Origin of the sequence: Parabacteroides sp. AF21-43, assembly GCF_003635435.1 — a bacterium.
Lineage (GTDB): Bacteria > Bacteroidota > Bacteroidia > Bacteroidales > Tannerellaceae > Parabacteroides > Parabacteroides distasonis.
Genome location: NZ_QTMG01000025.1, coordinates 51,295 through 72,694, shown reverse-complemented (window position 1 = coordinate 72,694; position 21,400 = coordinate 51,295). Strand labels below are relative to the sequence as shown.

The 21,400-nt window shown below is 47.1% G+C and carries 11 protein-coding genes and 1 pseudogene; 10 read left to right on the top strand and 2 right to left on the bottom strand.

What is annotated here, in order from left to right:
* Positions 1-101 precede the first annotated feature (101 nt).
* The 10 genes from DWX84_RS16125 to DWX84_RS16080 all read left to right on the top strand — a co-directional run bounded on the left by DWX84_RS16125 (position 102) and on the right by DWX84_RS16080 (position 13,878).
* Complete coding sequence (locus DWX84_RS16125) at positions 102-3,245, top strand: SusC/RagA family TonB-linked outer membrane protein (protein WP_121961371.1); 3,144 nt, start codon at positions 102-104, stop codon at positions 3,243-3,245.
* A gap of 19 nt (positions 3,246-3,264) precedes the next feature.
* The gene (locus DWX84_RS16120; RefSeq protein ID WP_005863947.1) at positions 3,265-4,833 is read left to right on the top strand and encodes a RagB/SusD family nutrient uptake outer membrane protein; all 1,569 of its coding nucleotides are present in this window, start codon (positions 3,265-3,267) and stop codon (positions 4,831-4,833) included.
* A 72-nt stretch (positions 4,834-4,905) separates the two neighbouring features.
* A complete protein-coding gene (locus DWX84_RS16115) occupies positions 4,906-6,450 on the top strand; it encodes a Gfo/Idh/MocA family protein (RefSeq protein WP_048926881.1) in 1,545 nt (514 codons plus the stop codon).
* A gap of 98 nt (positions 6,451-6,548) precedes the next feature.
* Entirely contained in the window at positions 6,549-7,355 is an 807-nt protein-coding gene (locus tag DWX84_RS16110) for a DUF1080 domain-containing protein (protein WP_005863943.1), read from the top strand.
* Positions 7,356-7,361: 6 nt separating this feature from the next.
* The gene (locus DWX84_RS16105) at positions 7,362-8,084 is read left to right on the top strand and encodes a galactosamine-6-phosphate isomerase (RefSeq protein ID WP_005860625.1); all 723 of its coding nucleotides are present in this window, start codon (positions 7,362-7,364) and stop codon (positions 8,082-8,084) included.
* A 15-nt stretch (positions 8,085-8,099) separates the two neighbouring features.
* Positions 8,100-9,026, top strand: coding sequence for an ROK family protein (locus DWX84_RS16100; RefSeq protein ID WP_005863941.1), 927 nt, complete (start codon positions 8,100-8,102; stop codon positions 9,024-9,026).
* A gap of 11 nt (positions 9,027-9,037) precedes the next feature.
* On the top strand, positions 9,038-10,309 hold the full coding sequence (locus DWX84_RS16095; RefSeq protein WP_048926882.1) for an MFS transporter: 1,272 nt from the start codon (positions 9,038-9,040) through the stop codon (positions 10,307-10,309).
* 34 nt (positions 10,310-10,343) lie between these two features.
* Positions 10,344-12,326 (top strand): glycoside hydrolase family 97 protein, encoded by a 1,983-nt coding sequence (locus DWX84_RS16090; protein WP_048926883.1) that lies wholly within the window; start codon positions 10,344-10,346, stop codon positions 12,324-12,326.
* A gap of 179 nt (positions 12,327-12,505) precedes the next feature.
* Entirely contained in the window at positions 12,506-13,222 is a 717-nt protein-coding gene (locus DWX84_RS16085) for a ThiF family adenylyltransferase (protein WP_005863934.1), read from the top strand.
* Positions 13,219-13,878, top strand: a complete 660-nt coding sequence (locus DWX84_RS16080) for an ABC transporter ATP-binding protein (protein ID WP_005863932.1) — start codon at positions 13,219-13,221, stop codon at positions 13,876-13,878. Before DWX84_RS16085 ends, DWX84_RS16080 begins: the two co-directional genes overlap by 4 nt.
* Here DWX84_RS16080 and DWX84_RS16075 read toward each other — a convergent pair.
* Together DWX84_RS16075 and DWX84_RS22225 are read right to left on the bottom strand one after the other, a co-directional pair.
* On the bottom strand, positions 13,872-19,706 hold the full coding sequence (locus DWX84_RS16075) for a hypothetical protein (protein ID WP_048926884.1): 5,835 nt from the start codon (positions 19,704-19,706) through the stop codon (positions 13,872-13,874). The two genes, DWX84_RS16080 and DWX84_RS16075, sit on opposite strands and share 7 nt — an antisense overlap.
* A 37-nt stretch (positions 19,707-19,743) precedes the next feature.
* Positions 19,744-21,380 (bottom strand): annotated as a pseudogene (locus tag DWX84_RS22225) (hypothetical protein).
* Positions 21,381-21,400 lie beyond the last annotated feature (20 nt).

Here is a 21,400-nt window from a genome sequence, read left to right as displayed (position 1 = left end):
GCATATTATCAACCTTTTATCAGTACAAAAATATGGAAAATGTTTCGTATTATAGGTCTTTTAGGTCCAAAGACTTAAAAAAAATGCTCTCGGTCCTAAAAATGTCCTTAATTTTACTTTTCTTGACACTGTTCCAAGCGGTAGCGACTAATTCCTATTCACAATCTGTAACGATTTCCGTGAAGACAGATCAGGCCCCGCTAACCGATCTATTCGCTATTATAGAAAAACAAAGCGATTTCTTATTCTTCTATGTGGATTCTGACGTAAAGAACGTAAAAGTGAGCGTGAACGCAACCGATAAGTCCATAGAAAATATCTTATCGCAAGCACTACGCAACACGAGTTTGAAATATTCGATCGAAGGACGGAATATCAATGTATTTAATAAAAACATTGTCGCCCAGCAAACTAAAAAACGTATTACCGGTGTCGTTAAAGATGCGGAAGGAAACGCTATTATCGGCGCTAACGTTGTCGAGAAAGGCACGACCAACGGTACGATTACGGATCTGGACGGTAAATACATGATGGAAGTATCCTCAAACGCGACCCTTGAGTTTTCCTATATCGGTTACATGACACAGTTGCAACCGGTAGGCGGCAAAAACGAGATCAATGTAAACCTGAAAGAGGACACTCAAAAACTGGACGAGGTAGTCGTAGTAGGTTACGGTACACAGACAAAACGTGAGATTACCGGTTCTATCACCAATGTGACCGCTGAGGATTTCAACCAAGGTCTGACTCGTAACGCAGCGGATTTGTTACAAGGTAAGGTGGCAGGTTTAACGATCAATACGGGTTCCGGCGACGTAACGGGCAACTCGACGATTCAATTAAGAGGTATGTCAACCTTGCAAAAGGACCAAGGTCCGTTGGTTGTTATCGATAATGTACCGGGCATGGACATGTCTACGGTTAATCCGCAGGATATCGAATCTATCTCTATCTTGAAAGATGCGTCTTCAGCCGCTATCTATGGTTCCCGTTCAGCGGGTGGTGTTATCCTTATCACTACGAAGAAAGGTTACGCCAGCAAACCGACCATCGCTTATAATGGAGCGTTCGGTGTATCTACCTTGGCCAACAAGCCGAATCTGCTGACGGCGGACCAATGGCGTAGCTATACTTCCTCTACCCCAGGTAAGGATGGTAAGGATTTTGACATGGGAGCGAACACGGATTGGTTCGACGAGATCACGAGAATCGGTTTCCAACAGGATCATGCCGTGTCTTTATCAGGAGGTGGTTCACACCATAACTATAGAGGTTCCCTTTCTTATATGCAACGTGAAGGTATCGCACGCGATAACTCCATGAACCGTTACAACGCCCGTTTCCAATTCTCCCAACGTGCGCTGGAGGATCGTTTGAAAGTAAGCATCACCGGCGTGGCTACCGTTACGGATAACGCACCGACAAATACGACAAACTTCTTGCTTGCCTACAATATGATTCCCGTACGTCCGGTTAAGCTAGAGGATGGATCTTGGTTCGACACACGTGAATACGACCAAGGAAACCCGGTACGTAACCAGAAAGAGAATACACATAAGAACCGCATCAATAATTTCTATGGAACCGCTGATGTCGGTTATACGATTATCGATGGCTTAGAGGCTAAAGTTCTTTTAGCTAAAAGCCGGAACACGGAAGATGAGAGTAAATACAGTAGCATCGAGTCTCAAGCCGGCTACAACGATGGCGGTAAGGCCGAACGTTGGTCGAGATTGCGTGATAAGGATTTGATGGAATGGACCGCCAATTACTCGGCCGAGTTCAATAAGCATAAGATCAATGCCTTGATCGGTTATTCTTGGGAAGAGGAGAACTATGAGGAGACTCACGTACAGACCCGTGGTTTCGTCACTGATTTATTAGGCGCTAACAATTTGGCCGCAGGACAAAACCTGAACCCCGGAGACGCGGAGTCTGAGAAATGGCAAAGTCGCCTGATCTCTTTATACGCAAGAGCCAATTATAGCTTCAATGAGAAATATATGTTGACAGCTACCGTACGCCGGGATGGTTCTTCCAAATTTGGAACGAATAACAAATGGGGTACCTTCCCTTCCGTTTCCGTGGGTTGGAATATCACCCAAGAATCATTTATGCAAAAAGTAAACTGGCTTAACGACTTAAAGTTAAGTGTCGGTTATGGTATCACTGGTAATCAAACAGGATTGGACCCCTACAAAACCCTCGAGCTTTACGGCACAGATGGTGTATATTATGATACCGGTTCTTGGTTGCCTTCTTATAAGATCAGCCAGAACGCCAATCCGGACCTAAAATGGGAACAAACAGCGATGTTGAACATCGGACTTGATTTCTCCGTATTGGATAGCCGCCTAGGAGGTCGTATCGAATGGTATAACAAAAAGACCTCTGACATGCTTTATACCTATCCGGTACCAACCCCTCCTTATTTATATAATAAGATCATGGCAAACGTAGGTGATATGCGTAATACGGGTATCGAGCTGAGTTTGAACGCAGACGCTATCCGCACAAAGGATTTCGACTGGAACATTTCCTTGAACTTGGCTCACAATGAAAATGAGGTAACTCGTTTATCCAACGATGTATTCACGATGGATAAGATCTTATTAGGTGACGTATTCATCCGGGGTGGAAGCTCCAGTGGTACGCACGTATTGGAAGAAGGACGCCCTATCGGACAATTCTACGGTTTGGTTTGTAACGGTATTGACGAGAACGGTAGATATATCTTGGTAGATAAAGACGGCGACGGCGAGATTTCCGATCCGGCGGATTACGACTACATAGGTTCCGCACAGCCGAAATTGACTTACGGTATCACCAACTCTTTCCGTTACAAGAATTTTGACTTATCATTTTTCTTGCGTGGAACGATCGGTAATGATATATTGAACGCGACCCGCATGGCATACGCTCAATCCGGATTCCTGCCGGGAACGAATGCGCTGGACGATCCATTGACCTATACGTTAAGCGAAACTCCTAGATTCTCCAACTATTATTTAGAGAAAGGATCTTTTATGCGTCTCGACAACTTGACTTTAGGATATAAGATCAAAGCTTTGAACGGTATCCGTGTTTATTTCACGGCACAAAACCTATTCGTTATCACGAAATATAAAGGTCTTGATCCCGAAGTCCCTATGGATTCAGGAGACGGTTTAACCCCGGGTGTAGAACCTCGTGAATTTTATCCGAAGGCACGCACATTCTCTGTTGGATTAAACTTGAATTTCTAATACATAAACAGTAACGATCATGAAAAGATTATTCAAAAATATAATATGTGCCGTACTCGCTCCGGTAGCGCTTGTCTCTTGCATGGATTTGGACGAGAACGTATACGACAAACTTCCTACCGACGAATTCGGGACAACGGAAAAGCAGATCAACGCAATCATGGCTCCGGCATATCAATCTTTGAAAAATATGCTAGCCTACGACGGTCCTTGGGGGGCGGCCGATATGACAGCCGATATCTTGATGGCACCGACACGTGTAGGTGGTGACTGGTGGGACGGTGGACAGTATATGGAACAATGTATGCATAGCTGGAAACCGAACTCTTACTCTGTAGAAAATTGCTGGGATTATTGTACGGGAGGCCTAACTACGGTTAACTCCGTATATAATATTATAGAGAAAAGCGAAGCCATGAGCGATGAGCTTAAGCTTCAATACTTGTCCGAGTTAAGAGGATTACGCGCTTTCTGGTATTATGTAATCGTAGATATCTTCGGTAACGCCCCACTAGTGACAGATTTTGAGGATACCTCCTTGCCCTCCAGCACAAGCCGTGCGGACATTTATAAATATGTGGTTAAGGAATTAACCGAGATCATCCCGAACTTGCGCTCCGATGTATCAGATGCCAGCTACGGTAAGTTTACGCAAGGTGCTGCCCGCATGGTATTGGCGAAGATGTACCTCAACGCCGAGGAATGGATCGGTGAACCGAACTGGAAAGGTGTTGTGGAGCAATGCGACGAGATCATGAAACTCGAATATATCATCGAACCGAATTGGAAAACCAATTTCGAGGTTCATAACGAGGTATCACGAGAGATCATTCTCCCGATCTGCTACAAGGCATCCGATGAGTGGGGCAACTCCATCCATCTTTGGACATTGCATTATCTGGATCCCGATGTATTAGGTTTCACCGGCGGTATGTGGAACGGTATCAACGCCCAGCCGGATTTTGTCCGCACATTTGATACGGAAGATCCTCGTTACGAAGGTTCGTTCTTGATCGGCCCGATGATCGACCCTAGCACGGGAGAGATTTTGAAAACGACCCTAGGACATGACTTGATCCATACGATCGACTTAAATGTGGTACCGGGAACAGAGAAAACCGATGCGGACGGTAACTTAACTCCGTGGGGCGAAGTTCACCAAGAAGACGGCGCACGTATCAATAAGTGGGTATATGAGAAAGGCATGCAAAATACCAATATGGAGAACGATATCGCTATTTTCCGTCTGGCTGATGTATACCTAATGAAAGCGGAAGCCTTGGTTCGCATGGGCGGGGATCTCGGTGAAGCTACTCGTCTGGTAAACGCTATCCGGGAAAGGGCTTATGGTAATTCCGATCATAATTACACGAGCGTGACATTAGATGATATTTATAACGAGCGTGGTTATGAGTTGGCATTCGAATTTGTCCGCCGCCAAGATATGATCCGCTTCGGGACTTATCTGAAACCGAGATATATGAAGCCGAAACAGACTCCGGAATATCGTAAGATCTTCCCGATCCCGTTCAAGGCTTGGCAGAAGAACAATAATTTGGTTCAGAACCCGGGATATCCGGCATTCTAATCATATCAGTCTGTTTTTAATCTCAATTCTTTAGACCCCAATTCAATTATTAATCATAATATGAACAAATTTATGAAAGAGGTAAATAAACAATCCAGTCCGACTGGAATCTCTAGAAGGGAATTCCTTGGGATGGCAGCCACAGGCGCTGCCGCCCTTACGATCCTGCCCAGCTTTACCGTAGCGGGATTAGGACATGTAGCTCCCAGCGATAAGCTTTATATCGCGAAAATAGGCTGCGGCGGTATGGGAGCCGCCGATTTGGGTAGCTTAATGAATACGCCGCATAAGAACGCGGCGATCACCTGTCTGTGCGACGTGGATGACCGTCAATCTGTCGACGCTCGCAAGACCTATCCAAAAGCTAAGTATTTTAACGACTTCCGTGAGATGTACGAGAAGGAAGGTAAGAACTTCGATGCCGTATGTATCTCCACCCCGGATCATAACCATGCGATCCAAGCTTTCGGCGCTATGCGGATGGGTAAGCACGTATATCTGCAAAAACCGATCGCGCACGATATTTACGAGGCACGTATCCTTACCGAGGCTGCCAAGAAATATAAGGTCGTGACCCAGATGGGTGACCAAGGTAACTCTTGCGACGGTATGCGTACCCTTCGTGAATGGCTCGAGGCAGATCTGTTGGGTGACATCCAGAAAGTATATTGCTGGACCAACCGCCCCGTATGGCCGCAAGGTATTCCTTGGTTGAACCAGAAACCGCCTGTTCCTAAAGGCTTGAATTGGGATTTATGGTTAGGAACAGCGGAGTATGTAGACTATGTGGATAATTTGGTTCCGTTCAACTGGCGTGGTTGGTGGCGTTTCGGTACAGGAGCTCTTGGAGATATGGGTTGCCACATCATCGGCCCTCCATTCAAATTGCTTCAATTAGGCTATCCGACCGAGGTTTCTTGCAGCACGACCAATGTTTACTCCGGAATCTTCGAAGAAGCCTATTATCCTGAAAGTTGCCCGGTAGCCAGCTCGATCCGTTATAAATTCAAGAAGAAAGACGGAAGCGACTTGAGCCTATATTGGATGGACGGCGGTATCATGCCAGAACGTTTCGAGGAGATCGACCCAGATGCCGATATGACCTGCACGATGGGAGACTTGGATATGATGGACGTGGAAGGCGCAACCGTATTCGTAGGTACGAAAGGTATGGCTTCTTGCGGCTGGGGTGGTTCCGATCCAAGATTCTGGCCGAAGGGGGTAAAGGCGAACAAGAAACCTTTATTCAACAAAGACGTGAACATTCCTCATAAATATAAACGTATCGAAGGGGGTACGAATGGCCACTATTGGGCATGGATCGACTCTTGTATCGCAGGGTACGACAAGGCGGACGTAGAATCTCCATTCGAAGGATACGCCGGTCCGTTGACGGAGACCGTATTGATGGGTAACTTGATCTTACGGAGCCATAATATCCGGGAACAAGTGAAACATAACGACTCGATCTACGGAGAGCGTGAAGGCTTCATCTATCCGGGAAGAAACAAGACTTTCCTATGGGATGGAGCGAATATGCGTATCACCAATTTCGAGCAGGCGAACCAATTCATCAAGCGGAAATACCGCGATGGATGGGAAGACCTGAAGTTATAAAAGCTAACAGGAATCTAACGGTAACCTAACAGGAACCTAACAAATTCCTAATAATTATCTAACAAGTTTCTAACAAACAACAAACATTCATAATAGCGATGAAAAAGATTTATAGCAGTATTATGGCCGTAGCCTTATTCGCATCGGCCTTGTCATGTACCTCCGGCGGTAATACCAACGATGCCGGAACGCAAACCGCCCAAACCCAAGCCCTCGATAGCGACGGTATCCCTACGGGAGGCGAGTGGATCACCATGTTCGACGGCAAGACCTTGAACGGATGGCGCGGCTATTGCCGTCAGGATGTACCCCAAGGTTGGGTGGTTGAAGACGGATCGATCACCTATAAAGGTAGCGACAATAAGGCAGACACGGGCTTCGGCGACTTGATCTACGACAAGAAGTTCAAAAATTTCGTTTTCGAGATCGAATGGAAGATCGACAAGGCCGGTAATAGCGGTATCTTCTATACAGCGCAAGAAATTGAGGGTACACCTATTTATTACTCCAGCCCAGAATATCAGTTACTCGACAACGAGAATATGCCGGACGCATGGGAAGGTTGCGACGGTAACCGTCAGGCCGGTGCCGTATATGACATGATTATGCCGGATCCACAACCCGTAAAACCGTACGGAAACTGGAACAAGACGAGAATCGTTGTCTATAACCAACGCGTGATCCATTACATGAACGACGTGAAAGTGCTGGAATTCCAGTTCGGTACACCGGTATGGCGTGCGTTAGTGGATCATAGTAAGTTCAGCAAGTTCAGCACGAGTCCGGAGAAATGCCCGGAAGCTTACGACTTGATGCTACAATGCGGAAAACAACCGGGTTACATCGGTATGCAAGACCACGGTTATGGTGTTTGCTTCCGCAATATCCGAATCAAAGAGCTCTAAAATCGTATGAGAATAGAGATTTGTCAATCTTATGAGGCATTAAGCCTTAAGGCAAAAGAGATTGTTACCTCAGAGTTAGGGCAGCACAAGGCACTTACGCTTTGTGCCGCCACTGGGGGCTCTCCTACCCGGATGTATGAGTTGCTGGTAGAGGAAGCCAGTCGCCAACCGGAATTATTCTCCCAATTCACGGTACTAAAGCTTGATGAATGGGGAGGAATCCCGATGGACCACCCGGGTACGTGCGAGTCGTATCTACGGAACTATTTCGTAGGTCCGCTTCAAATCCCGGAAGACCGGTATATAGCGTTCCAAAGCGATCCGGAAAATCCTGAGGCAGAATGTGAGCGGATCCAACAGATACTGGATCAAAAAGGCCCTATCGACATTTGTATATTAGGAATAGGGATGAACGGCCATATCGCCTTGAACGAGCCGGCTCCTTCCTTGCATACGAATTGCCATGTGGCTCATCTGTCCCAGAAATCCTTGCAACATCCCATGATCGCCGGGGATACGGAGAAACCGGGATACGGACTGACATTAGGCATGGCGAATATCTTTCAGTCACGCCTGATTATCCTTCTTATCAACGGGATAAAGAAAAGGGAGATTACTCAAGCTTTCCTTGAACAGAAGATCTCGACGGAGTTGCCGGCCTCCTTATTGTGGCTGCACCCGAACGTGATTTGCCTGATCGACAGGGAAGCGGCGCATAGTTCTAATTAAGCTTTTACAATTATCATGAAATACGCTATCGCATTAGACATTGGAGGAACAAGCATAAAATATACTCTTGTGAACCAGAATGGCGACATTCTTTACGAATCGTCGGAAACCACACAATCAAAAGAGAATCCACGCCCATTATCCGATACCATAAAAAGTATCGTACGGAAAATGACAGACTACGCCCGTTCCCGGGATTGGGGGATTTACGGAATTGGCATAGGTGTACCTTCCGTAGTAGATAATGGGGTGGTTCTCTTTGCCAATAATCTTCCTGAACTAGATAACCAACAATTGGATCTTGCGTTAGCGGAATTTAATCTACCGGTATTCATCGACAACGACGCAAACCTTATGGGGTTGGGCGAGGTGATATATGGGGCGGCTAAAGGTCTCTCCGATATCGTTTTCCTGACGGTGGGTACCGGCATAGGGGGCGCCTTGTTCTTGAACGGCCGGCTTTATGGCGGCTACCGGAACCGGGGCACCGAACTTGGGCACTTAATTATTCATGGTCTGAATGGGAATCAATGTACTTGCGGAGCGTCCGGTTGCCTAGAGGCACACGCTTCCGTAAGTGCGTTGATCGCCTTATACCGGCAATTATTGGAGAAGAACGGACGAGAGATACCTTCCCGTATCGATGGAAAATATATAGTAGAGCGCTATAAAGCTCAGGAGAAAGAGGCCGTACTCGCTATGGAGGATCATTTCCGGAATCTGTCCCTAGGCGTAGCGAGCCTTATCAACATTTTCGCTCCGCAAAAGGTGATTATCGGCGGAGGCATTTCGGAATCCGGAGATTTCTACATTGACAATATACGGGAGCAGGTCGGGAAATACGTGATGAAGGAAACCTCGTACTTCACGACTATCGAGCTTGCCCGATTAGGAAATAAGGCCGGATGCCTCGGGGCGGCGGCATTGGTGTTTAATCATTGAATCTATCTATCATGAATAAGAATAATTGGATCGTACTCCTCATCTTGTGTATTTGGTTTGTCATTTCTTTTGTTACCAATATATTAGGCCCTATGCTACCGATGATTATCGATAGTTTTGGGCTGAGCCTGACATTGGCCGCATTCTTGCCGTTCTCGTTTTTCTTGGCATATGGCATCATGTCGATCCCGGCAGGAATGATCATCGAGCGTTTCGGGGGAAAGATTTCCTTATTGATCGCTTTCAGTCTGGCGTTTTTGGGTGCGGGGCTTTTCGTCATGTTCCCGACCTACCCTATCGTATTAACTTCCCTTTTCGCTATCGGTCTGGGCATGGCGATGCTACAGGTGATCATATTGCCTTTGATGCGTGAGGCGGGCGGAGAGAAAAAATATGCCTTTAATCAGGTATTGGCCCAGATCGTATTCGGAGCCGCTTCTTTCATGAGCCCGTTCGTCTTGGCCAGACTTATGCGAAAATTAACCGGTGAGGATTCGGCAAACGACTTCTTCATCCGTTTCCTCAAAGGGATAACGCCGGAGAGCTTACCTTGGAGCTCGCTCTATTTTATCTTTACGATTGTTTTTGTCATCATGTTAGTGGTTATCTCTTATGTCAAATTCCCGAAAGTAGAATTAAAGGAAGATGAGAAGGCGGGAACGGTACAGAATTATAAGGAATTGCTCAGGCAAAAACAAGTTATATTCTATTTCTTAGGGATTATCGCTTATGTGGGAACCGAGCAAGGATTGGCGAATTGGATGAGCCTTTTCTTGAATATGTATCATGGGGTCAGCCCGGAAGGAGCCGGGGCTACTACGGTTGCTTGGTTCTGGGGATTGATGTCCATCGGCTGCTTGTTGGGATTGGTGATCGTTAAGTTAATCGACTCAAAGCTGATGTTACGTATCTTCTCGATGATAGCGATCCTTAATTTAGCGATAGCGCTCTTCGGTCCTACGCAAGTAGCGATTATCGCTTTCGCTTGTTGCGGCTTCTCGATCTCGATCATGTTTTCGGTGATATTCGCCTTAGCCCTTAACTCCGTGGATAAGCATCATGGGGCTTTTTCCGGTATCTTGTGTACGGGTATTTTCGGTGGGGCATTGATTCCGTTCATCATTGGTGGACTTGGAGATCTGATCGGGTTGCGCTATTCCATGTTTTTCCTATTTATCACGCTGGGCTATATCTTGAGTATTTCCTATTGGGCAAAACCATTGGTCAAGAATGAGACCGTCAGTCTTAAGGAATTGTTGAAGCAGTTAAACCGTACAAAATAAATATGTATATCTTTGGCCTATAAAATTATCATCCATGAAAAAAGAATCAATCTACCTCGTTCTGGCATTTTTTATACTTTGCGCTCACTCTTTATACGCAAATAAAAGCGTGCGATTGTCTTCTCCAAACGGAAAGATCAAGTTCTCCTTGGTTTTGGATAAGAATAGCCCGGTATACAGCGTAGCGTTTAATAAACAAACCCTGATCCAAGACTCTCCGCTAACGTTGACTTTCGATAATGGGGCGTTCGGGGAAAATGTAAAGATCAACAAACCCGTGTTCAGTACGAAGGAAGAGACCTACGAATTGATCGTTGGTAAGGCGAAACATATACATAGCCTTTCCAAAGAGGTAATCATCCCGCTAGAGGAAACCGTTCAGCCTTTTCGCAAGATTAATCTGGTCGTAAGGGCTTTCGATGACGGTATCGCCTTCCGCTATGAGTTTCCGAAGCAAAAAGGATGGGATTCGTATATCATGTATGACGAGGGAACCACCTTCAACCTACAAAGTAACCCGAACGTAACCACTTTATTCCTCCCCAACTACCAAAGTTCCCACGAAGGTAAATATACGGTCACGGATTATACCGACATGGATAATAAACGATTGATGGATATGCCCGCCCTGTTCTCTTTCCCGAACCATGTTTATATGGCGATTACCGAGGCGGCGGTTCGTGATTACGCCGGTATGTACCTATGGAAAGAAAACGGGGCTCTTCTCGGGAAACTATCACCTAAACTGGGACAAGAACGTATCAAGGTAGAGGCATCCCTACCCCATCAATCTCCTTGGCGGGTCTTGATGATCAGCGATCAAATCGGTTCCTTGATAGCGTCCAATATCCTTACGAATCTCAATGAGCCTTGTAAGATAGAGGATACGTCTTGGATTAAGCCGGGTAAGACTACTTTTACGTGGTGGAACGGAAATGTCGTTCCGGATACGACTTTCCTTGGCGGAAACAATTTCCCCACGAATAAATATTACATTGATTTCGTAGCCCGTAACGGATTGGATTATCACTCGATCTACGGGAACGCCGAGCAAGCTTGGTATGACGAGGATGGAGCCGGATTCGGTTCTCCGGGCCCGAAAGCGGACATCTTGAAAGTCGTTCCGAGCCTTAATATGCAGGAGATTTGCGATTACGCCAAGAGCCAAGGCGTACGTATCCATTTATGGACCAACTGGAAGCCTCTGTACGCGAAGATAGACGAGGCTTTCGCCCAATTCGAGAAATGGGGAATCGCCGGTATGATGATCGATTTCATGGATCGAGACGATCAAGAGATGATCCGCATCCAAGAAGAGTTCTTGGCGAAGGCGGCCAAGCATCATCTATTCGTGCAATTCCACGGAGCTTGCAAGCCGTCTGGATTGAACCGTACCTATCCCAATGAGTTCACCCGCGAGGGTACGCTTAATTATGAGCATTGTAAATGGGACAAGGATACCGATGCGGATCATGACATCCATATGCCTTTTACCCGTTTATTAGCGGGAGCGACAGATTATCATTTAGGTGGTTTCCGCTCTTTGCCAAGGGATAAGTTCAAGAACCAAGAACGTAACCCTTACGTAATGAGTACCCGTTGCCATATGTTAGCGATGTACGTGGTATTAGAGAGCTATCTCGGCATGATTTGCGATACGCCGGAGGCTTACGAGGGACAACCGGGATTCGAGTTCCTGAAAGCCGTGCCTACGACTTGGGACCAAACAGTCGTTCCGAACGCTTCCGTCAATGAATACGTAACGATCGCCCGCAAAAAGGGAGAGGATTGGTTTGTCGGTACGATCAATAACAGCCAAGCACGCAGTATCGATGTAGACCTCAAGTTCTTGGATAAGGACAAGAAATATAAGATAACGATCTATAAAGATGCTGAAGATACGAATATAGACTCGAACAAACTCGTAAAAGAGGTTAAGGAGATCACCTACAGGGATAAAATCACCCTTCCGCTGGCCTCCGACGGAGGATCGGTCTTTCATATTCAACCCATCTGACGCAATCCACCCACTGCAACCCGGGTTGCAGTGGTACTGCAAGGCTGATGCAGTAATACTGCAACGCCCATACAGTAACGCTGCAACGCCCGTGCAGTAATAAGACAAAGCTTTCGGATAAAAAGCAAGTATTGGAGGAACCGGAACAATTGATTACTTTTGTGCTCAAAAGTATATAAATGAGTTACAATTGGAATACACGGACGGAACTTTTGTTTGGAGCCGAGCGTATGGAGCGCTTATCCCGTAGCCATGTATTGGTAGTTGGGTTAGGAGGTGTGGGAGCTTATGCCGCCGAGCAGATTTGCCGGGCCGGAGTAGGAAAGATGACGATCATAGACGCCGATACGGTAAACGAGAGTAATATCAACCGCCAATTGCCCGCCCTTCATTCCACCCTAGGGATGCCGAAAGCCGAGGTCGTAGCCAAGCGTTTGCTCGATATCAATCCCCAGTTGCAACTAACCGTCCTGAATGAATTCCTGCGAGACGAGCGGACGGAGGAGGTACTCCTATCGGCCCCTCTCGATTTCGTGGTAGATGCCATCGATTCCCTAAGTCCCAAGGTATACCTGATGTACCAAGCATATATCCATAAGATCCCCATCGTGTCCTCCATGGGGGCGGGCGCTAAGGTAGACCCGTCCTTGGTACGGATTGCGGATATCTCCAAGACAATCAATTGCGCCCTCGCGAAAGCGGTGCGGAAACGGTTGCGTCCTCTAGGCGTAAGCAAAGGGATTCCCGTCGTATTTTCCACCGAGTTCGCCGATCCGGACGCCGTGATCGAAGTTGAAAACGAAACATGTAAACGTACGACCACGGGAACGGTCTCTTATATGCCGGCCACGTTCGGTTGTTTCCTTGCCTCGCACGTCCTAAGAAACTTGATATGATACAAACCGAAGGAATAACGAAAAGTTTCGGTGCCTTACAAGTATTGAAAGGCATCGACCTCACGATAAACAAGGGCGAGGTTGTCGCTATCGTAGGCCCTAGCGGGGCGGGTAAGACAACCTTGTTGCAAATCATCGGCACGCTCGACGCACCGGATAGCGGGCGGCTGGTTATCAATGGCACGGAGACAAGACGATTGGGCGATAAGGAACTGGCGGCTTTCCGCAACCGGAATATCGGCTTCGTCTTCCAGTTCCATCAATTATTGCCGGAGTTCACGGCCTTGGAGAACGTGATGATCCCGGCACTGATCGCCAAGGAGAAATCGGCCGTGGCCGAGAAGCGAGCGAAAGAGATGCTGGACTTCCTGAAACTCTCCGATCGCATGGCACACAAGCCCGCCGAGCTATCCGGCGGAGAGAAGCAACGGGTAGCGGTAGCCCGTGCGCTTATCAACAACCCGGCGGTCATCCTAGCCGACGAGCCTTCCGGAAGCCTCGATACCAAGAACAAGGAAGAGTTGCACGCACTCTTTTTTGAATTGAGGGACCAGATGAACCAGACGTTCGTCATCGTGACGCATGACGAACAACTGGCTACAAATACAGACCGTGTAATCCATATTAGAGATGGAGTGGTAGAAGCTGCTTATTGAACCCGCAGCTTCACCGTCTTCTGGTCGTGGGCGATCTCCGCACGGATGATGTAGATGCCTGCCGGGAGATCGAACGTATAAGTCGGACGAGCGGGATATAAAGTACGTACCAAACGACCCATCGGCGTAAACACCTGTATCCGCTTCAACGCCTCGCTAGCACTGGCCACTACCCTACCCGATACGGCGGAATAGACAGAGATAGATTCCGCATCGCCTACCCCCTCATTACCGGTAGGCGAGCCCGCACTTAGGAAATAACGTCCATGGCTGCTGCCGTCCAAACGCAAGGTATACGTATTGTCCGACAGCTCCGTACTTTTACGGGTCACGGCATCGTACAGGTAAAGCGTCTCCGCCCAATCGCCGATACCCTCTATCGTCAGTGTAACCTCGCCCTTACCCTCGTCGGCATATACGCCAAGGGGCACTTGGTCGATCCGTCGTACTACGTTCACGCCCACGGCACGAGTCCCGGCGATAGTGTACACCTGCGGGATCTCCTCCAGTTCCGTATCCAGCAAGATTACGGCATCCTTATCTGCCTCATAGCTGTTCGTAGCATCATCCTGCCGCGTCAGCAAGGCCGTGCTGCGATATGCATCCCGCTCCGCTGTCAGCCTCAATACCGGGTTCTTGGCCATAGCGGTACGCAAGGAAGAAGAGACCTTCTCCGGCTCTCCTTGCATCATGGAGGGATCGAAACGAACGACCTTCAGATCGGCACCGGTTGTCGTACCTTCCGCTTTCGTTTTGGCCGCATCTTTCAGCTCTACAAAGAAGGCCTGCATGGGGGCGATAACGGCTCCGGAAGTAGTATCAGTATCTCCATTTTCCCATGCCACATCAAGCGTACCGACAACAAGCCCCTCTCCAATCTTCGTATCCAATGTCCAATATTTTTGCGCTAAGATAGCCTCATTCCCTTTCAAGAAACGAGCGATATCCAACAGATACATATACGGATTACCCAGCAGGAAGTGCTTACCGTCACCATCGGCGATGGCACGGACGGTTCCATTATCCGTATTCCACCATTCTTCCGTTCCATTCGCATCTGTCAATACCACCTCGATAGGCTCGTTATCCGCCAGCTTGCCGGCATTGATCCGTTCCGCTAAAGTCGGGGCTTTGGTCATGGCGGCTCTCAATGTAGCGTTTTTCGTCTCCGGTTTCCACGGTTCATAGTCGTAAGAGTCATCCGCTTTCGGCAGGCGTACCAAGACATTTCCATTCAAAGCATCCGCATTCTTCTTTTCTACGCTGGCATAGAATCCCTTTCCTAATGCGTAAGGGACGTTCACATCGTTGTATTCACGGCTCCAGTTGGATTGGACTACCTCGTAATGAGTTGTATCCAAACCATTCTCCGGAAAAGAAGCTATTTGATCTGCTTCGCTCTTCGGCACGTACATCGTGATCGCCTTGTCCCAAGCTTTCTGGTAGAAGGCAGGAGCTTGGCGGTCGTTGTCAGCCGTGCTGTAGGTGATATCGGCGAAAGCATTGGTGTTCTGACGGCCCGTGTTCTTCACGGTGTACATATCGCCGGCGAATACGCTTTGCAGGGGCGATGCCATCCAATATTTCGCATTAGGTGTCATCTCGAATTCCACGCGGGCGGTGTCGTACGTCAGGAGTTGCTGACGGCGTAACTGCGCCTCGGGTTTGAAATAGATAGCCTTTACCTTATTTATATAGTACGGAGCTACGATAAGTCCTTTATCATTCTTATTTACCGCCATATCATATTGGATATATTGGGTAGCCTTTGTTTTAGATGTCGTATCAATTCCTTGCAGTAAATTCTTATCCTCTTTCAAGTCTTCCAATTCCAGCGTCTGCCCTCCCGGGATCGTGATACGGGTGAAATGAAGCGGGGCGAAGGCGGCAGTCACAAGATCTTTACCGTTGGCATCCGTACCGTCTGTTCCGTTCGGATCTATATACAATTCCCCTTTCGTGGATTGATGCCAGTTCATGTCATTATACCATGCCTCGCCGGTGTTTGTACCCTGCCAAGTCAGATACTCCGGTACGATCTTGACAAGCAAGGTAGCATATCCCTCGCAAGAGCCTTTTACGAAAATTCCGTCCTTATATTCACCGAATGGAATATAGAGTGAATAGATTTGGCCTTCGGCGAATTCTTTATAAGCATCCTCATTAAAGGTCATCGAGAATAATCCGCCGCCATAATCTTTTTCACTTTTAGCTTTCGCAAACAAAGCCGTCAAATCACCTACCTCTGTATAAATCTGCCCTTGCCGCAAGAATATAGTCGTAGCGTCACCGTTGGGCTTACCCAATTGGTTAGATCCTTTCATACCCATTGTCAAGCCTTCTCCTTGAATGGGAATATCCGTTATGCTTCCCTCCATGATATTCGGCAAGCCGATACGCAGGGGTACATGGGGATAATGCTCCATTCCTTCCGGGTACTCCACATCCGGGAAACCGGCAAGTAGTGTCGGAGCGGGAGCGGCTTCCATTGTTAATTCGTGAGGCTCATTACAAAAGAGCCATATACGTCCCTTTTCATCCTCATGATCATCAGGCAAGTAAGGAATCGCCACCACCTTTTCTGTCCAGCGGAACTCTGCTTTTCCATACTCACCACCAATCACTAATCGTGGCTCGTTGTCTACATCACCCAAAAGCAATTCCTTCAATTGTCGGGTTACCTCTTCCTTGTAGTTTTCTTCGCAGTACCGAATCAAACCATCCGCAGAAGCTTCAGAACCCTTAAGCTCATCTCTATAAGAGCGCAATATATCCGTTAACCCCAGCTTTCCGTCAAGAGTTGCAAAAGCCGACGAATCTCCCAAGAACCAATCGAATGTATATGGAACATCAGGGAAAACTTTTTCAAACTCATCTGTTACCCCAAGTGAATTATTGTCGTCATCTACTTCTTCCACCAACACGGTAGCCTTTTCAATCACGCTGATCCGTCCCTCGCAAGCGATCGCACCCTCCGGGAACTGGGTCTTGGTATTTGCCACGATCGTAACGGATGGGAGTACGGTGAAAGGAACCGTCAGAAGGCAAGGATCGTCGAAGCCATATCCCGCATAGGCATTCGGGAAATTCACCACTTCATCACTAGTCACTGTTGCGGCCGCACTAAATATCACCACATCATACTTGCCGGAAGCAGGCTCTACCTGCGTCCCGCTTCCGTATGGTTTCTCACCTTTATATTTCAGCTCCGTCTTATTCACATCAATGGCACCCAACTGGATGATATTTGTATTTTCCGCATCCCACCAAGGCACACGAGGACGAGAGATACCCATCACCGAACATACGGCTCGTATCAATTGTTCATATATCTCATAGCCGTTTATGACCGCATCTATATTAATATTTTGCGGATCCGGTACGATATAGTCCCAATTTTGTTTTTGACAAAGTGTTTTCAAACCCTCTGTCAAATAGTTGATATAGGCTGCCTTATCCTCGTATAGTCCACCATATTTTTTTGTAACGAGTGTGTCTATATCCGCATTCCAAACGTTGCTCTTGGCATCGTATAAGAAATCATTGATCATACGTAGGTTGACAACAATCTGCCGATGCATTGCGGTCTCATAACTTGTCAGACCTTGAAATCCATCATGATTTAACCCTTTCTCTGTCGGAACGATGATACGATACACTTTGCTTCGATTGTTATAGTTCTCATTCGCATAGTCCTTCAAATCCGTCTTCAATGTAATCCAGTCTTCAGGCTTGTCTATATCCCCGGTTTCCTTTTTATCGGTAGCTCCGACATAAACGTTTCCAATCGTTTCATTAAGACTCTCTTTTCTTTTCTTCGGATCACTCCCCATCAAACCATAGCGGTATTTCCATATATGCTTTGAGTCTTCCGTAACACCGTCTTTCATTCTATCTTTAATGGTAGCCAACGCATCCGGTTGAATGCTCCAGCCCATATTCTGAAGCAAAAGCTCATATTCCGTAGAAACGGTCAGGTTGGCAGAAGAACACACGTCTACTCGTTTCACGTCGATCTTGGGCTTGGTGCGGTAGATACGCAGACCATCGATGGCGTAGTCCGCACCGTTAGAGTGAAGGGTGTTGTTTTGTACTTCCAGATAATATTTTTCATAACCAACAAGCGATTCGGGCACAGAGAAGGTGTACATTAATTGTTGCCATTTGCCGATGTTACGATTTGTCCAAGATCCCCCATTTACAATTGAATCTTGGAGCGCATTTCCCGAAGAAAAACGGTGTAAAATGACTTCAACCTCTTTACCATCCTCCCCCTTCTTCACTCCGATAAAATTCATATTAATATTAGGAGGAAGAGTACTTCTAGCGGAGGAAAGAGTCATATCATTCACCCAAAAATTAACCAGAATACCAGTATGCTGGCATATCGTACCATCCAATTCCATTTTCACCAAGCGTCCCGGCAAATTCGCTGCATCTACATAAAAGAAATAGCCTAATGATTTTTTTCCCGTATTATAATAAGTCCGATCGTAGATTCCTTCTTTACTAGGAGAGCTACCAAGGAGCATAATCCAACGATATTTTCTGTTAGCAATTGATTCATTATTCGTTGATATTCCCTCTATATTCGCAGTACGAAATAATCCATATTGATTTTGCAGGGGTTTAAGATTATTTTCTATGATGTGATTCTTATAATCATACGGGGCATACTCTGTAATTCCCAAATCCAACCATTTCCCGCTTTCTGGAAAACCAATCGGTGCTATATTGTTCTCCGAGTTTAACTCATCTACGGATATAGTATCACCCCGGTCGAAATTTATATGCCCGATTCTCTCATAAAGATCCGGATGATTATCCGGGTTACGTCTTGTATCATCGGATATTTCTTGCCCCGACTGCAACATAAAACCATAATCACCGGGGATAAGCTTGTATTGAGCTAGCACAGGACTCTTCTTGCCACTTGCACTTATCGCCCGCACATCATACTTCACAAAATCCGTGTTTACCTCTATCGAACTTATCATCTGCTTCCAATGAAGTTTATCTCCCGATTCAATATTTGTCCATGTCCCTCCATCTTTGCGATATTGGTAATAATCTCCCTGCACAATAGTTCTATTATCATCATCGTACCACGCATAGTTATTGGCAATTTGGCCCAATTGTATATTGATCGTCTTGCTGTTTTCAGGAACGTATATATCCTCTTTAATAAAAGGAATCATATCATTCGCTCCGGAAGCTTTTATTCGCTCAGCGATCTCCTTAGCCGGACGAATAACGAACTTATAGCGTACGGAAAGGGTTGGTTCTGTAAATTCCTTGGAAGCTATGTTTTTATCATTATAATCTGTATTTTGGCTCACATCACAAAAAACAACATCGTCTTTCACCGTCTGTACTTGATATTCAATCGTAGACGCTCCCGGTACATTTTTGCCTGTGGCAAAACCTTTATACCAAAAAAGAGAAGTTCCTGCATCCCGTAAACAAGTAGGATACTTGTTCGGTTCTAAGGAACCTCCCTCCACAAAAGAACCATCATCCATAGGATTTACATCTTTACCTTTTATATTATCCTTTGTCAAGGTTTCACCATCCAATCGATACCAACGGACATACCAATCATACTCTGATAGATGAACACTTCTTAACTCCGGAATAAACAACTCCCTCGCTTCCCCGTCCGCTATATACACCGTATCCACACGTTCTGTAATATCGGTTTGGGGTGAACCATTCTTATAATTGATTGTGTACGTCTGCCCCCACGCCGACGCAACCGTACCGGCGGACAGGATCAGCAAGCAAGTTAATAACAGGGATTTATATCGTAGGTTGATTGATGGTTTCATCCGTCAGGTCCTCCTTTCTTAGTTTGTTGTTGTTATATTATGGTTGTTGTTGTTTTTCGTAGTTTCTTATTTGAATGGTGTAAGGGATTTGCATCTCTTGCTCCATGTTCTCGCCGTATTTTATCACGAGTGTGAGGACGACCGTGGCATCCGCTTCTCCGCCCAGTTCTTGGGTACGGATCGTGAAAGAGCCGGCTTTCTTCAGACCGCCTTGTCCCGTACCCGGCGTAAGCGCAGTTTCGGGAATATCCAATTCCGCATCCGTCTCAAAGCTCGTTCTGTCTACGTTTATGGCCGTGATTAGCGGTTTATTCGCATCGGCATTCTTCCAGCTGACGGAACTGTACTTCTCTGTCGCGACATTTCCCCCCTCCTTTTCCTCATAGCCCTTGATGGAGAAATCTCCTGTCACGCCATCTATGCCGGATATCTCGAAACGGATCGACAAGTCGCCGGCGGCTTGCAGGGTGTGTTCTACAGGTGTCAGGATCTGCACGCCCGTCTTCTCACCATAGACCAAGGCGGTCGGGTAGACTCCGATGGGGAGGCGTTGCTCGGCTACTTCCAATTTTGTCGTGATGTTGGTTATCAAGACCGGGATAATCAGCAGGTCGTTGCGGCGCACGAAACCGAAGCTCGTGGTATGCTCCGTGCGAGGACGGCCTTCGATATCGACACCCAGCAGGATCTCTCTCGCCCCCGCATTGCCTTCGGGGATGTAGCGGGTATAAGTCTTTATGTTGTGGCCTTCCGCACCGTCCTTGATCTTCGCAGGTACCTCTTGATTCGCTTCGGAAGGGATGATCTCCTCTTTAAATAAATCCGTTTCCTCTACCGTCTCTCCAGTCGGAAGATTCGGGGCAGTCGCTCCGCACCACCTTCTCCGGCAGTCTCCAAATACTTGTTATTTCCCCAAGGCAAGAGCCAGATCGGCAGGCTTCCCTTGCGGAGGTTCATGATGTCCAATTGTTTTACGGTTATAGGTTTGTCTAAGTTGTTAGTTATCTTCACTTGTACCTTGCCGATCATGCGGATCAAGGGAATCTCGAATTTGTTCTCTGCCGGAGCGGGTTTCAGCGTATACTCCTGGGCGTAGCTGCTCATGGGGATGCGCTTTCGAGACGCTTCCTCGCCTCCGAATTTACCCTTTTTCTCCTCATTCCTTGTATCGATACTCGTTCCCGAGTCCAATATCTTCACCTCCGACAGTTCCGCCAAGGAATGTGCCCCGGTAATTTTTTGATACAACGATGTACCATCTTCCAGCGACTGCAAATTGGCGAACGCATAAAAAGAGTATTTGCCGAGGGGTAACCTCATCTCTACCTCCGTATGAGAATCATCAGGATCATTGACATCCGGCGTCCACGTACCCTCTCTAGATGTATATCCGGCCAATTCAGCGTTCTCATCATCATACGCCACCACCAGCCAGTCCGTGATGTCTCGCTCGTATTCATCATCATCTTCCCAAGTAATTGTCTCGCCGGCTTTCGTTTGCGGCGGTCGTGCCGAGCGGGAAGTCCGCAGGGTGATGGTCACGACACAACTGTTCGGGTCGTCGTCGGGGAGATCGCCCCGCCGGTCTTCGCCGCAGGCTACGCAGAGCCAGCAGAGGCAAAGACCGGCGGCGACCGCCATCAATTGGTTATATAGGGTATAACGTCTCATCATTCGCGCTATTTAATAAATCT